The sequence below is a fragment of the Dyadobacter sp. CY312 genome (assembly GCF_021390535.1).
Classification (GTDB): domain Bacteria; phylum Bacteroidota; class Bacteroidia; order Cytophagales; family Spirosomataceae; genus Dyadobacter.
On the sequence record NZ_JAJUXG010000043.1, the window covers coordinates 1 to 16,714 of the forward strand.

The window sequence follows — 16,714 nt, forward strand, 5'->3', positions numbered from 1 at the left end:
TGTAAAAGATTTACAGGTTGGTAAGTATGTGATACGTATCAAACTAAAAGATGGAAGCGAAAGCAGCCAGATATTCGTTAAAAAGTAAATGATGTTGTCCGGGTGGGTTTTTTGGTAAATCTCAGGATTTCCATGAAGAGCCCGCCTGGACTTCACGTTATATGAATAATGATTTCAGATCCCGGTAGGTGTTCCGTGCCTGCCTGATCTATCCATATCATACTCCACACATATACAGACAATACTCCGTTCGGGTTTTCAACCCATGCTTCACTCATTTTCAACTCACTTTGTGTACGATTAAATTTCGAAAATTTGACTTTTCAATCGGTACCTTTTAAAGGTAATTATGCGGTTGTGAGCCGTTGCGATTTGGTTTGACGAGGAATTTTATAACAAATTGTCTGGAATTATTTCGACAAGGATTTCCGCGTTTTTAAGTTGATTTTTTTTTAAATCAACCTCCTTTTTTCTGTACTTTTTTACGTCATACAGCTATTAAGATTTGCTGGTAGTGCTATTTAGATATATTGAGAAATTAGAAGTACCTGTCTGTTAAAAGTTGAAATATTGTAATAATCTAATATTGTCAATCAAAAAGATGCCTTTCCGTTAGCCGTATTACAAGATAATTCACAATGCTTCTACAAAACAATTAACCGATTTTATACTTCAAAATGTGTACTTGAATGCGCAAATCAATTAGAAAAAATACTCCTTTTGGATGATTGTATGGCTTCATCCAGATGATCAGATTTGCAAAGTCAACAATTTGTACAATTCTGTTATTTGCGAAAACAATAAAATCTCTGAATGCTTAAACAATTCTTGTCTTTAAAAACCAAAAACCATCTTTGCTATGCCTCATTTTACAAACTCCGGATTAAATTACTATTTAAAGCACTACATGTTCCTTTTGGGGTTATTCCTGTTGGTTCACAGTACCTATGCGCAGTGTCCTGCTGATATATCGGTTACCACTCCGCCAGATGTGGTTGGTGCGAGCTGTCCTTCATCAGGTCAGGTAACGATTCATTCGGATGTTGAAACATTGTCAACTGCAACTTATCAGATTATTTCGGCGACTGAGATCGGTTCGAGTACACCTTTGGAAGGTTATCAAACTACATCTCAAAGCTCCAATGTATTTACCAGTCTACCTGCCGGTGATTACACAGTCAGGATTTCCTGTGGAACTGTTTTTGAAGATGTCACTTTTACCATCAGCGATTTATATACACCACTCACTTTAACTCCTACGGTGAGCAATGTGTGCGCAGGGGGTGGCATGGGCGGTACGATTACTGCAGCTGCTATGGGTGGAAAAGCGCCACTAATTTATGGATTTTTGCAATCAACCAACGCGGCGGAACCGGATGCTAATTTTAGTTATCAAGCGTCAAATGTTTTTACTGCGCCTGGTTTTGGTATCTACCAGGTAAGGGTGAAAGACGCTTGTAATAACTTTACAACGGCATCAGTGGATGTGCAGCCCAGCTCTCCAAAGGCAAAATTTCATCTGCAGTATGAGAGTTTTACATGTGCCACAACGACCTATACCGGAAACAGATTGTTGAGATTAGGCGATGCTACGCAAATCGATCCGGATGGATCTGGTTATGTGGTTGATATGTGGAATATCTTATCAACGGAACCTTGCACTGTACCTGCCGGTGCCCCGGATATGCACATCACCGTTAACTCAAATGCCGACATTAGCAGTATTACATTTCCAAGCACCGCGGAAAAGGTTCTTATTCGTACCACTTCACCATGTGGAGAGGTAAATATTGAATGTGTTGACATAAAACATCCTGATATTTTATCCTATGGAACGGTGCATGTCGGATGCCCTGATGGCAGCGAGGTTAATCTTGCACTTAATACATATAATGGTGTAACATTTTCCTCAGCAGCAGGAAACTATTATGAATTGGACGTACAGGGATACGATGCCAGCAATAATCCGGTAACAGGAACTACGCTAACCGACTACCAATGGGTAACGGGTGCTATGGTTCCCGTTCCATATGCCGATCATTACACATATACGATAACAGATGCGTGCGGAGATACCGAAACCAAAACGATTGTAACGCCCAAGCCGTCCAATGCTGGATTTGTTAATTATGTAGGTTATTCCTTAGCTTGTGTAACTACGGTAGGGACACTTGATTTGGATATTCAAATCGCCGGATACGTGCCTGATCAGGATTTTTCAACTATTAAACTGTTAAGGGCTTCTGACCACAGCTTTGTAGCCAATGCTACCGGATATAACGCGGCCAATGGTGCAGTGTCGTTCAAAGCAATACCTCCCGGCTCCTATATTATTCAGTTTACGCCCACCGACGCCACTTGCGGCGTGATAACGGAAGTCCCTTTTACCACAGACCCTGCTCAGACAGGATTAACTCTGGGTTTAACAGGTACCACTTCACAGCTTTGCGGAGGCAATGGTACAATTACTTCAGCGCTTACATACAATGGTAACAGGCCTGTAAGTTTCGAGTTACTTCAGGGATCGACTGTGGTTGCTACAAATTCGTCCGGGAGTTTCCCTAACCTTGCTGCAGGAACCTATACATTAAGAGCAACTATGGACATGAGTAACTGCGGTGTTCCTAATTTGGTAATTGATTCTCAGAATTTAACGATTACGCCATCTGGTTCAGACCCGGTAGTTGTAAGAAAATTAGGTATCAACTGCGAGGGTACGGTAGCCACGGGTAAAGCGATATTCCAATTTGCGGGTTCGGGTCCGTTTATTTTGGAAATGAAAAAAACGACTGAAACAAATTACACTTTGATTAATGCCGCAGTACCGAATGACTATACCGCCGACGGCTTAGAGGCAAGTACAGACTATGATGTGCGCATAACCGACCAGTGTGGAGAAACAGAAGTAACGCAGGTATCTATAAAGCCTTTGGTTGTTGTTTTGGTTACCAATTCTGCGCAGCCATGTCTTAATCAGCCTTATACATTAAGTGTTGATGAAATCACAGGAGCTACCTATTCATGGACATTTAATGGAACGGCGATGCCAGGAGTGACGGGCAAAGATATAGTTTTCGGAAGTTACACAGCGGCAAACAATGGTACTTATCAAGCCACTATAAAGCTGGGCGATTGTATCACGCGGATTACTACTGTTAATTTGAACAGCATTAACTGCAGTCAACCACTGAATAAATCAGGCTTGGGTGATTATGTATGGCAGGATTCGAATATGAACGGGATTCAGGATGCTGGCGAGGCAGGGCAAAGTGGCGTTACGGTGACTCTGTATGGCCCGGACGGCACAACCGTAATTGCAGTTACCACGACCGATGCCAATGGGTATTACAATTTTTCAAATCTGGAAGCAGGATCATATGTTGTAGGGTTCAGTAACCTGCCTTCCGGGTATGGCTTTACCTCCCAAACAGGTTCTTTAAACGATGCAAATAACAGTGATGCAAATACCAGCGGAAAGACAGCTGTAATTATTCTTGCAGATAACGAATTTAATCTGAACGTCGATGCCGGGATATACAATACCCTGCCGGTAAAACTAATTAGCCTGACAGCAAAAAAGGTGGAAGAGGCTGTACAATTGAATTGGTCAACGTCTGCGGAGACTAATAGTGATCACTTTGAAATTCAATACAGCACGGATGCGAAATCCTGGACTGCTATTGGGGTTGTTGAATCTAACAAGGAGAGTGCCACTGTCAAAAAGTACTCATTTGTTGACACTCGCTCCATCTCAGGGCAGCACTTTTACAGACTTCGTATGGTAGATTCCGATTTATCTTTCGCCTATAGCCGGATCGTAAGTGTTCAGGCGGATAGCGAAGGCAAGGCGTCGGTATATCCTAATCCGGTTTCTGATGTCTTGTATCTGAAAGATGTGACATTGGCCTCAGTTGCGGATGTAGCAATTTTCAACGCTGCCGGACAAATGGTTCTTCATTTAAAGTCAATTACCTCTGAAGGTATCAGTCTTGCAAAACTGGTTTCGGGAGTTTACACGGTAAAAGTTAAAGAACTAAACGGATTTGTACAAACCATGAAAGTGGTTGTAGTTAAATAGTAGGAGCCGAAGTATTTTAGCTCAAAGTGCTTATTGCTGAATGAAATGTCCCCAGGAGTTTTTAATTCCTGGGGACATTTTTAATGCCTTTTTCACATACTCAAACATTGAAAATCTAATAGGATTTTAACAGAACTCACAAATCAATAAATCTGAGTACAAGAAAATATAAACGAAAAAGGGCGGCTCAATTTAAATCTGAGACGCCCTCAAAATATAACTTTTAAAAAATGATGTCTTGCGCAAATGGCTCTTCTCAGGTTATAGCAGCAACAGCTTCCTGGTCACAATGCCATTATTTGTCTGTACACGTACCAGCAAGATTCCGTTGGAGAACTGGGATAGATTCAGGATTGCTGCTTTTGAAAGCAGCAGGACCCGGCCGGATAGATCAAAAACGGTTACCTGCTCAATCGTATCTTCGGTTTGGATGTGAGCTTGTCTGGCGGCGTCTGCCCAAACGGTAATGCTCCCTGCTGCATCTTCGAAACGAACAGGTATGATCCGTGAGTACTCCGTTTTTCCATCAAGGTCGATTTGCCGCAAACGATAGTAGTTGATTCCCGCGATTGGGTTTCTATCCTCCCAAACATAATGTTGTGTCTGTGATATTGTGCCGTTACCATCTACAAAACCAATTTGGTTCCAGTTTAATCCGTTTGGACTCCGTTCGACGAGAAACCCCTTGTTGTTGATTTCACTGGCTGTACGCCATTGTAGATGGACTCCGGTATCGACTTTTTTAGCTGTGAACGCAACCAGCCTTACGGGCAATGCGGTATCGTAAACCAGCTTAACCGCATTGGAGCTGTAAACAATTTTCCATCTGGGAGGAAGATTTACATCAGAGAAGGAACCGGATATCAACGTAGCACTGACAATAGTTACTTCATCAAGATTAGTCGGCGTATAGTTAACTGATACGGTCAGGGTGCCACCCAATGTGGCAGTCCCCGTCACCGCAATCTGATCAAAATTCACACCTGCTGCGGCGGTTCCGTTCACTTCAATATCCATATTGCTGTTGGAGAAGTTCTGACTGTCGCTGAAAGTCAGTTTTCCTGGTGAAAAACCGGGCGATAATGTCCCTCCGACGAGAACAAGGGCAGATGGCGTGATGGTCCCGATACCTTTGAGTATCCCATTGGCGTTATTGTTGAATTTACCCACCCCGCTTCTTGTAAGCAAAAGCATCACACCATTTGCAGAGCCTATGCTTACAGTACCTGCATTGTTAAATGTGCCCATCTGATTGTAAATACCATCATGTGACCATTCGATCTTGATTTCTCCTCCTATATTATTTTCGAAGGTTGCCTGATTACGGATTCCGTGATCCCCGGCATAGTACACGGCTCCGGTGGTAATGCTACCGGCGTTGGTGAAAATATTCTGGAAATTTCGTAGAGCAGAACTGGTTGAGCGGTCGATCCGAATGTCTCCACCAGCATTGTTGTTAAAAACAGACTCATTGAAGATACCATTAATCCCGATGTTGTTATCCTTCCCGATGGTGATAGCCGCGGCATTGGTGAAGGTTCCGGCAGCGTGATAGAGCCCGGTGTCAGTTGAACGGTCGATCCGGATATGACCGCCGCTGTTGTTGTTAAATGAAGCACGGTTCACGAGCCCGTACGTTCCCACGCTGGTAGAGGCTCCGATGGTAATATCAGCCTCATTGTTGAAGGTTCCGTAGGGATTTTTCAGAGCGATGTCGCTCGTGTTGTCGATGTAGATATGCCCACCTGTATTGTTCGAGAATATTGCCTGGTTTTCGATACCTGCACTACTGGCTGCACCGACAGCGCCGATCACGATATTTCCTGTATTGGTGAAGGCCGCATTGGGAGAAGGCGCATCGCGATTTGTCTGAAACAATCCTGCATTTGAGGCACGGTTAATGTTGATAGTACCGGTTGTGTTATTAAATGTCCCGGTATTTCGCAAACCATAAACCCCAACGCTTTGGTTTGCGCCGATTGTAATATTCGCTTTATTGGTAAAGGTTCCTGAAATATGATAAAGGCCTACGTCGGTTGTACGGTCTATTTTGATACTTCCGCCTGTGTTGTTGTTAAATTCCGATTGGCTTTCAATACCCGTCGTTCCGGCAGAGGCCGCCGATCCGATGACGATGGATGAGGCATTATTGAAGATTCCGGTTGGATGGTATAGAGCAGATCCCGTGGAACGGTCAATCTGAATGCTTCCTCCGGTGTTATTGTCAAAAATGCCCTCGTTTGTCAGGGCATGAATGCCGGTGGTGCTCGTAGCTCCGATGATAATAACGGCTTGGTTGGTAAATGTGCCCGAACTATTGTAAAGTCCAATATCACTTCCCTGGTCTATTTTGATATCACCTCCTGCATTATTATTAAAGGTTGCAACGTTACGGATACCCACAGTCCCGATACTTGCGACAGCCCCGATGGTAATGGCTGCCGCGTTGTTAAAGGTTGCGTGTGTAGATTTAAATTCGTCGGCATGGTTTACCAATGCCCGAAGCGATGAGCGGTCAATGTGGATGTGCCCGCCGGCGTTGTTGCTAAAAGTGGCGTCGTTCCAGATACCGTGGAGACCTGTGCTTTCCGAAGCTCCGATTACAAGTTCTGCTGCATTGGTGAAGGTGCCAGCAGCATTGTAAAGCCCGGTATTAAGAGCGTTGTCAATCCGAATTTCAGCAGTCGAGTTATTGTTGAATGTGCCCTGGTTGACAATACCATAAGTTCCAACACTCCCTGCCGAGCCCAGAATGAGCTGACCATTGTTGATTACAGTGCCGAGGTTGTTCAAGCCAGTGCTGAAAGTAAATGGCACTTCGTAAGTGGCTTGTCCGTTAACGGTCAGGCTGCCGGTTGCGGTAATGGTCAGTATGCCACCCGTTTGAACGAGTATGGATTTGGCGAAGGCCGTGGTGCCGTTTTGGATTACGGGATCATTGGTTACGTCCGGAATAATGGCCGCATTGTCGCTTTCCGGTACTCCTGCCGACCAGTTTGCTTCATTGTTCCAGTCAGAACTTTCGCTGCCTGTCCACGTGGTCTGTGCAAACACGCTGGTCATGGTCATCAATAACACGGCTGCGAGAAGTAGCGAAGAACGTACGGATTTTCGCCGCGTTATTGCGACGGCTTGTATAATTTGTTTCATTTTTTTCAGGGATTAGATTGACGATTGCCCATTGACGGGTCACTATATTCGACCATCAATGGGCAGAAAACACATTAATTTTTTCCTGGCTGAGGAATAATTCGCAGATATGGTTTGAGTGTTTTCCATCCTTCCGGATATTTTTCTTTGGCCTCTGCGTCGGAAACTGCCGGAACGATAATTACATCTTCGCCATCTTTCCAGTTTACCGGTGTTGCAACCCGGTGTTCGGTGGTAAGCTGCATGGAATCCAGCACGCGAAGAATTTCGTAGAAATTACGACCCGTAGTCATGGGGTAGGTGAGGTTAAGCTTTATCTTTTTATCAGGACCTACGATAAAGACTGAGCGCACGGTCTGATTGGTGGCAGCGGTCCGGCCTTCCGAAGTTCCCGGCTCTTCTGCCGGAAGCATATCATATAATTTTGCGATCGTCAGATTGGGATCACCAATCATAGGATAATTCACCGCGTAGCCCTGCGTTTCTTCGATATCCTTTTCCCATTTTACATGGCTTTCCACGGGGTCAACACTCAGGCCAATCACCTTGCAATTTCTTTGCTGAAACTCGGGTGCAAGTTTTGCCATATAGCCCAGTTCGGTTGTGCAAACGGGAGTGAAGTCCTTTGGGTGTGAAAAGAGAATAGCCCAGCCATCTCCAATCCATTCGTGGAACCGAATTGTTCCCTGGGTAGTGTCGGCCTGGAAATCGGGCGCGACGTCATTTAATCTTAAGCTCATAATCGTTGACGGTTAGTTGGTTTATGGCGTATGCAGGGTATTGTCAACTGTCAAAACAGGGTATACCGCTTTTTGCAGGTCTCACATTCGTAGCATTCGGGTTTGAGGTGCCCGAGCGAACCGATTTTTGCAATCCGGCCTATCAGGCATAATTTTTCGGTAACAACCAGGTTTCCGCCGCACATCTTGCAGCGAATTCCGAGGACGTTTCGTTTGATGATTATTTTGTCCAGATCGAGCAACCCCATAACGCTGTCAAAAGTGGCTCGCCACGAGCGTAAGGGCAAAAAAAAGGGACGAGCGAGGCTGTGGTGGGATGAATGAGCGGAAGTTTGGGAAGACTTAGACGTCTGCCTTAATGCCAAGTGCCTGTAAAAGCCTGTCGCGGTAGGATTTCCCTATGGGAAGTTTTACGGTTCTAAGAGATAGTTCGTTGGGGAAAATATCTTCTATGAAATGGATGTTGACCGAAAAACGACGATGGATTCGGATAAAACGACCGGGTTTCAGCTGTTCGATAAAATCATTAATTGTGGACCGTACCATTACTTTTTTTTGAGATACAAGGTGAAGCAGCACATAGTTGGCTTCACTTTCCAGATATAAAAGCTCATCAAAAAATATTTTCCTGAAAACATAACCGTCCTTCACAAACATAAAATTCTTGTTAGGAGATGAAGCGCTGTTTTCTGATTTTGGCTCGATCTGGTTGCCGGTAAAGTTGCTGAATGCAATTTCGATGGCTGCATACAGTTCCTCTTTTGTAAAAGGTTTGACGATGTAAGCATGGGGCTTGACCTTTTTTGCGCGGTCAATCGTTTCAACATCGCTGTTGGCTGTCAGAAAAATAAAGGGAATTCGATGTGTTTCGTTGATTTTTTCGGCCACATCAAATCCGTCTTTCCTACCGGCTAATTGTATGTCCAGCAGCACAAGGTCCGGTTTTTCATTTTCAAGTAAATCCAGCGCTTCTGTGTAATTGATTGCGGGCCCACAATGCGGATAGCCGAGCTCTCCGAGAGTCCCCAGAATCGTCCGGGCAATGACGAGTTCATCTTCGATAACACCAATTTTTAGAACAGCCATGAGGGTTTAGTCTTCTTTTTTACGTACATCACGATTGGTAAAATTAATCGAAAAGGTAGCACCACTGCCATAAGAATAGCAAACTTTACCTCCTATTTGCCGTGCCAGGTCATTAATCAGTTGCAAGCCAAGTGTTGTTGCCCTGGACAGGTCAAAATCCTCCGGTAAGCCTGGGCCGTTATCGGTATAAGACAACTGGTATTTTCCTTCGTCCACTGTGTGGATTTTCAGACTGATTTCGCCTGCTTCCTGATTTGTAAACGCGTATTTAAAGGAATTGGAAAGTAATTCATTGAGAATGAGACCGAGTGGAACCGCAGAGTCGATGTCGAGATTTAAATCGGGTATATCAATTGCGATCGTTACCGTTTTTTGTCGTTGAAAGACACTTTGTACTTGTCGGCACAAGTCAGTCACAAACCGTCTCAGATTAATAGTGCTGAGGTTTTCTAATTGGTAAAGATTCTGATGAATTAACGCGATACTCCTGACTCTGTTACGACCTTCCCGTAGGGCCTCTTTGGCCGTTTCGTCATTCAATGTTTTACTTTGCAATTCCAGTAAGCCCGAAATTACCTGTAAATTGTTTTTCACCCGGTGATGGATTTCTTTCATCAGCACATCTTTTTCAAGAAGCAGCACCGATTGTTCCGCGAGTGACTGTTTCAATTGGGTAGTTCGTTCGTTAACAGTCTGTTCCAGTTTTCTTTTTTCTTCGGCTAATTGCTTTAACCTGAGTTGAATAATGAAATATGTCGCCAGTATAAATGCAAATGCCACGCCAATGATAAACCACCATTGGAGATAAACCGGTTTTAAAACGGTGATCGGAATATTCAGTTCCCGCTTGTTCCACGCGCCTTCGCGATTTTGAGCTTTGATCCGTAATCTAAAGTCACCATAAGGCAATCCACTGATGCGGACTGAATTTTCATTGATGTAATTCCAGTTTTTGTCGAGTCCTTCAATTTTATAGGCATACCTATGGCCTTCGTCTTTGGTGAAATCGAGTAGCTGAAAGTCAAGTGTGAAGAACTTATCGCTGGGTTTGAGTACGATATGAGAATTGATCAACAACTCGGTAGTTTTATTGATCAATTCATTTTGTGAGCCGACAAACTGATTAAATTCAATGATCCTCAAAGGTACCTGAAGGTCGGAGATGTCGGTCCTGAAATCTCTGGGATCGAATGCATTCACACCGTCTAAGCCACCAAAAAACAATCGGCCATCAATGGCTCTGAATGATGAAGTCCTGTTAAACTCGTTATGGGAGATGCCGTCAATGGTAGTATAAGTATTGATTGAAAAGCTTTTTCGGTTGAAACGGATTAGCCCGTAATCCGAACTGATCCAGAGGTTTCCGAAATCATCGGGTTCAATCCTGTATAAAACATCGGAGGGGAAACCGGCTGTGATGTTAAATTGTCTGACCGAGTTATTTCTGGGATTCCAGTAGTAAAGTCCCTCCCCGTTAGTGGCCAGCCAGAATGATCCGTCCGAATCCTGAAAGGCATCTAACAAACTTAGCCGGTCTAAAAATGGTGAGCGGAGTTTGGTTATGGACCAATGGTGGTTGGCTGTTGGCGATTGGGGATTGGCTATTGACGTCTGATGATTGGCTGTTGGCGATTGTGCATTGATTGTTGAGTGCGATGTTTTATGGTCGATGGTCAATCGTCCATCGTCAAATGTCAATTTATACAAACCATTCTCCGCCACTGCCCACACGGTGCCTTGTTTGCCTTTAAAAAATCTGTATACAAATTTGGCCGCTGGCGTGGAAGCGGTTGTCATTGGCAGTGAGTCAAACTTACCGGTGTTGGTATTGAAGAAGGAGAAACCATTGCTTCGGCCAAGAAGTAAAAGGCTGTCATTCAGTGCGTGCATCGACCATATTTCTGACAGCAGGCCGTCGCTGAATGTTGTCACTTTATTTTTAATGTCGTCATATCGCGACAGTACATATCCGCCGGTGTACAATGCCGACCGGTGCCTGACGAGTGCATAATTGATAGCATCGTGCCCGACCGCATGAGTTTGTGCTCCGTGTTGGCTGAACGTATGTGTCCATATATTTGAAAAAACTTTCCCGTCTTTGTCTGCATAAATGCCCCTGGCCTGGGTATTAGACTGAATGGATTGCTGATTGCCTGAAAAATAGGGTTTAAAGCGGTTCTTTTTAAGCTTCATCTGCATTACACCGAGGGAAGTGCACAACCAGAGATTGCCAAGCTTGTCCGGGAAAAGCTGGTATACGAACAGATTTTCGAAACCTTTGAGCTCGGATTTGTCAAGGACTTTCACAAACGTATGCTTATTCCATAGATACAGGGCATCGTTACCAATATAGAAAAATGAAGCAGCCCCACCCGACGCAATGCCGGCCTGATACCAGTAACGACCTTTCACGGGACCTAAATTATATTTGGCCAGATCCCGGACAGGGCTAAGTTTGCCTTTCGCCGTGAGTATATCCACGGAAAACTGATCAGAATTGACAGCCTTGTTATAGGTAATTAAAACTTCATTTTTGTTTGTGAAAGCGATGGGTAACGAGCGCCATACGCCGTCCTGGCGGAAGGCAACCACCGTGTCGCTGGTTACGAAATATTGTTTTTCATGATTGGCTAATTTTAATACTGCGTTTCCTTCTGCGAAGCTGCAATAGGGTCCCGAAATCCGATGATCGAATGTAAAATTGACCTTGTTCCAGTCTTTCATTTCATAGCGCAGCCTGAAACCTTTTTTGGAGGAATACTTCCAGAACCGGAATGGAAATGCTGTTAAAAAACTAACTTCACCCGTGCCGTCATTGGCTATCCAGTATACGTCACGCTCTTTGAAAGGTAAGTCAGGAAATGCCGCGGTGAGTGTTTTAATTTCTTTGGTGGTGGCATCCATCACATCCACCTTTTCGTTTGTAATGAGCTGGAAACCGGTACTTCCATATTCGATAAACAAATGGTTGGCGTCATCGATTGCCAGTTGGACTATCTTATTGTCTTGTAGTTTGTTGCGTTGCCTGGTGAAAAGCTGAGTGCTGTTGCCGTCGTAACGGTTTAAGCCATTTCGGGTACCGAACCACAGAAAGCCGGTAGAATCCTGTAAACCGCAAAATACTTCATGAGAAGCAAGCCCGTCTTCAACAGAGAGCAGCCTTTTCGTAATCGTATAGTCAGAATTAGTCCGTGCAGAATCGTCTTGCCTGGAAAAAGACTGGCTTTTAGCCACAAAAGTCAGGGCCAGCAGGCAGCACAAAAGAAGCTTACGTTGCTTGAAAAGTACAATGAGACCGGTCATTTTAAAACTACATGAAGCACCTGTTTGAGAGGGAAGTCAGCAAAACGTTCAATTCACGGTGGTGACTATAAAACCTGAACGGTTACAAAAGTAGGCAAATATGCGGAACCTAAAACAAGCTAATGTCAACATCTTGTTGTAAATTCTCTGGTACTGAGTTGGATGTTGTTTTTGTAGATGAAATTCGCGGTTGCTCGCAAGCGGCCACCTGCTGCGGTAGACATTCTTTGATTTTCTTTTGGCTGATCCCAGGCAACTTTTGCAGAGACACAAGGAAAAATGCAGAAGGGTAAAACGTAGCGTGTTTTGCGTATTTCTAAATATACCTTTAAAAAATTGCTGGCTGAATGTTATTGATAAACCTGACCGCTCAAGTAATTGTATGACAAAAAGCAATGTTCGACAACGCTGCCCTGATCATTAACAACAACCAGAACGGTCTCACCTTTCCAACCGCCCTGGCTTAAATGCAGGCGTACGTAGTTTTTATCTGCAATGTTGATGTGGTGAGCTATGGTGAGTCGCCGGCCATTGCGCTTGGCAAACGGCCACCTTTTTCTGGATTGAATTGGGGAACGTGGGCGGACATAGAAACGGTGTTCTATGTTCTGTTTGTAGAAATTGGAGTCAGCAATTTCTTCATCCCTTATCCGCCTCTCTACACCATCCGATTTGTAAACAGATTGCAGCGAGTTACATTTTTTGGCAAAGGGAGCTAATAAAGTGGCATCTTCTTCCACCAGTCCAGTCGAATAGGCAGTAATATCACCATAGGTTTTAGAGAGTAGCAAACTATCAGCATAATAATTCAAAGCAATCTGTTCATAGCAAATCGTACTCTTGGCAAGTTCAGGCTGGTTAATTTCAAGATATTCAAATGCTTTTAACAATGCCGGATCGTTACCCATTAGCATCTCCGTACGTGTATGCAGTACCAGCACATCGACCGGAACCCCCTTTCCTTCATAACTGGTACGTTTGCTGCTCACGGTCTGTCCATTTGATAGTGAAATTTGCCAGCCATTCGGTAACCGTTCTCCATGCATGGAAGAAAAAATCCCGTTTGTATTTTCGCCTATTTGTCTGACATAAGGAAACTCTCTGAAATACAGGGCGCAGTGATCCCCGGCACTGATCGTGGCACCGCTGGTCAACAGGATTGTTGGTTTAACCAATTGTTTCTTACCCTGTGGTGCAATATGATAGGAAGTCCAGGAAGTAAAATCCTGTTTTGGTTTACCGATGCGCGTGCGTCCGTATCCGACCAATCGTTTAACTTGTGTAAGCCGCCCTGCCAAAGCATTGAGATAGGCGGGTGAACCACCGCCATTGATCCGAATATCAATGATGAGCCCTTTTACGTCAGCCAATTCATCAACCATCTCGTCCAGTTGTTTTGTAAATAGTTCAATGGGCATACCGCCAAATCCGTTTAATTGAATATATCCCAATTCTGCTGACCGGCAGTACCCACCAATCTGATAAGGCTCGCTTTGAAACTTTTTGAACTTGCTGAATCCCTGTTTTTGTAGATTATCAAGCGTTACCTCATGAAATTTAGCTTGAAGATCCCGGGTGGGGAATTCACGATAAAATCTGGAATATTTGGCACTGGCTGGCAGGTCGCCAGTCTGAGATATAACAACATGACCATCCTTGAGTGGAGCTACCATTTCGTTCAGTACAGTCAGTAATTCATCATCGGTTGTTTTTGCATTTACCAACGGCCTGAAATTTCGATACTGCTGCTGCCAATCTACCTGTCTGTTTTCAAAATGTGCGTAGTTCTGTTCAAATAGCTGCCAGAATTTCTCAAAATTACGTTCAGGACTGAATTTCGAAAGCCGGTCATCAGCTTTGGAAATATTTTGAAAACCGTAGAGAAGTAAAATCAAAAAGATAAATCTCATATCGAAGGCAGTTTGGATCTGAATGTAAATTTGTTACAATTATTTCATAGATGAATAAAAAATTTATCATCAATCAAAACCGCTCAAAAAACGTCAGCTTCCTTGAATTGGTGTTATTGTATTTGTACAGGTGATTTTTCATAGTAAAGGTCACCCTGTGTTTCCACGATCAGAACTCAACCCGTTGTTTTATGTTGTTGTATTTCAAAAAAAGCGGCCATAAGGAGATATGCAGATTTAATGTGAAGGTTTTAGATCTCATGCCTAATCGATTGGCTCATGGGGTTATATAAAGTATAACGCTGTTGGAACAACTTTAATAGGGCGGGACATCCGGCCGATACGGTGTCAGCGGCGATGAATTACTTACCATTAATACCGTGTTGAGAAACACATTAATCTGTTGATGCCAGGGAAGTGATGTGTGTTTATCGAAAATCTCCCAACTTATTGCTCTTTGCAGCCAGGGCGGTGGAGTAGGCGCAATGATGTGATCTGGACAGCAACCGAATTATTCGTAATTATTTAATTTGTTGAAATGAAAATAAATTCGAAACTAGCAAGATCATACTCATTATAGCTTTCTAACTTTGTTGCTAAAAAATACATGAAGTACTTTACCACACTCATTCTGGCATTTCTCAGCTCGACCTACTGCTTTTCACAAACAGACAGAGGTCTCTTCACAAAAAATATTGACGCACACATTGATCTTATCCCGCTTGGTTTCCCTGATCCGGCTATCCGTTTTGGCTCAGAGTGGATGTTGGGCAATAGGTGGGCTGTTGGATTGAACCTTGGTGTGGGAGTGCCTGTTCCAGGTAACGGTGGATTAGGGTTTCTTGAGCCTGAATGGAAGAAAGGATATCACCTTTTTGAAATTCGCCCGGAGGTGAAGTATTACTGGCTAAAAAGGGAAAGGATGGGCTGGGCTGGTATATGGCAGCAGAGGGTTTTGTATCATCAATGAAGGCAACAGCGGGCTCTGGTTACCATTTTTCCCCAGGCAGTGATACGTTACAGATTAATTTTGAAAAGGCCGACTTTCAGAAAACAAAGATCGGAATGATTGGAAAAATAGGCGGACGTTTCTTGCTGGGTCAGCGCTTCACGCTTGATTTTTTCACAGGTTTGGGGCTGTCGAACACCAATTCATCTTACAAAAACCATTTAAATCCTGTTCCAAAAAAGTCGGACCCGTTTTTTGAAGGTGAGAATTACACGGTCGGTAAACGCTTAACCGCACATCTTTCCTTTGGGCTTCGACTTGGTATGATACTTTGGCAACAGAAAGATGTTACGCCGGCTTATATCAAATGATCATGCTGGTCATGCACTAATTATAATAAGTCATACCTGCAATTCAGGCTCAACTTATAGAGTACTTTAAATACAGTGCTAACATTGGAACGTCATTCGTTTCAATTGCACCGTATATAAAGGATATAATCAGACAAGTTGAAATCCTTTCTTGGTCTGCCCAGCTTTACCACGTTACCAACCTTTAGTTTTATACATATACTATAGTGTTCCGCGCAACCGACGCCATATCTTATAAGTCGCACAATAAGCGGACATCAGCCACTGTTGAAGTATTAAGAGCTACAAGGCGGGTACCTTCAGGCAAGTTAGTTTTTTCCTCTGAATCGTGAGGTTTGGTGTAAGGTCAGTATTACCGTGTTGATCTTCTCATTAGAATGATAGGTATTCTGATTATCTCATACCGGGCTGCTTGCTGTTGGAAATTTTCCTGTGGGGGCAGAAATTAATTTTAATTGCGAAATAGAAGGTCATTCCAATTCATACCAGCAATCTTTTTCTTCATAATCTTGCTTCAACGCATCAGAGGGCACTTTTGGTATCTGTCTGGTTACCCCGGATCCTTACTTTATACATCCGTTATGGTGCCATGATGAGCACGATTCACAGGTGAATTTTATTTTTTTAAATTTTTTTTTGACCAATGCTTGTAAGTTAAAATATTCTTCCTACTTTTGCACTCCCAATCGGGAACAACGGTAGCGAAAACGATCGCTACAACGAGTTCTGAGAGAATCAGAGCAACGTTCTTTGACATGATGAAGAGAGCAAAAAGATTATTCGTTTAAGAAGATTCGGTCCTCTTAGTGATAAGAGAGACTACAACAAAATTTACAATGGAGAGTTTGATCCTGGCTCAGGATGAACGCTAGCGGCAGGCTTAATACATGCAAGGCGAGGGGGCAGCAATGTCACCGTCGTACGGGTGCGTAACGCGTATGCAACCTACCTTCAACTGGGGGATAGCCCGGGGAAACCCGGATTAATACCGCATGACACAATGATATAGCATTATATTGTTTGTTAAAGATTTATTGGTTGAAGATGGGCATGCGTTCGATTAGCTAGTTGGCAGGGTAACGGCCTACCAAGGCGACGATCGATAGGGGAGCTGAGAGGTTGATCCC

Annotated in this window: 8 protein-coding genes and 1 rRNA gene; 4 read left to right on the top strand and 5 right to left on the bottom strand. The window is 43.7% G+C overall.

Annotated elements, in window-relative coordinates; genetic code table 11:
• Window positions 1-859 precede the first annotated feature (859 nt).
• Window positions 860-4,078, top strand: coding sequence for an SdrD B-like domain-containing protein (locus LZG71_RS29960; RefSeq protein WP_233826911.1), 3,219 nt, complete (start codon window positions 860-862; stop codon window positions 4,076-4,078).
• 261 nt (window positions 4,079-4,339) lie between these two features.
• On the opposite strand, the gene LZG71_RS29965 is transcribed toward LZG71_RS29960, so the two are convergent.
• The 5 genes from LZG71_RS29965 to LZG71_RS29985 form a co-directional block, all read right to left on the bottom strand.
• Window positions 4,340-7,228 (bottom strand): T9SS type A sorting domain-containing protein, encoded by a 2,889-nt coding sequence (locus LZG71_RS29965; protein ID WP_233826913.1) that lies wholly within the window; start codon window positions 7,226-7,228, stop codon window positions 4,340-4,342.
• 74 nt (window positions 7,229-7,302) lie between these two features.
• Complete coding sequence (locus tag LZG71_RS29970; protein ID WP_233826915.1) at window positions 7,303-7,968, bottom strand: peroxiredoxin; 666 nt, start codon at window positions 7,966-7,968, stop codon at window positions 7,303-7,305.
• A 342-nt stretch (window positions 7,969-8,310) separates the two neighbouring features.
• On the bottom strand, window positions 8,311-9,054 hold the full coding sequence (locus LZG71_RS29975; RefSeq protein ID WP_233826917.1) for a LytTR family DNA-binding domain-containing protein: 744 nt from the start codon (window positions 9,052-9,054) through the stop codon (window positions 8,311-8,313).
• A 6-nt stretch (window positions 9,055-9,060) separates the two neighbouring features.
• Window positions 9,061-12,357, bottom strand: a complete 3,297-nt coding sequence (locus LZG71_RS29980; protein ID WP_233826919.1) for a histidine kinase dimerization/phosphoacceptor domain -containing protein — start codon at window positions 12,355-12,357, stop codon at window positions 9,061-9,063.
• 350 nt (window positions 12,358-12,707) lie between these two features.
• Window positions 12,708-14,267, bottom strand: coding sequence for a S41 family peptidase (locus LZG71_RS29985; protein ID WP_233826921.1), 1,560 nt, complete (start codon window positions 14,265-14,267; stop codon window positions 12,708-12,710).
• Window positions 14,268-14,874: 607 nt separating this feature from the next.
• Here LZG71_RS29985 and LZG71_RS29990 point away from each other — a divergent pair.
• The 3 genes from LZG71_RS29990 to LZG71_RS30000 all read left to right on the top strand — a co-directional run.
• Window positions 14,875-15,237 (top strand): hypothetical protein, encoded by a 363-nt coding sequence (locus LZG71_RS29990; protein WP_233826923.1) that lies wholly within the window; start codon window positions 14,875-14,877, stop codon window positions 15,235-15,237.
• Entirely contained in the window at window positions 15,234-15,587 is a 354-nt protein-coding gene (locus LZG71_RS29995; protein WP_233826925.1) for a hypothetical protein, read from the top strand. The genes LZG71_RS29990 and LZG71_RS29995 overlap by 4 nt, the downstream gene beginning before the upstream one ends.
• An 833-nt stretch (window positions 15,588-16,420) precedes the next feature.
• Window positions 16,421-16,714: ribosomal RNA gene (locus LZG71_RS30000) — 16S ribosomal RNA — on the top strand; the annotation flags it as partial.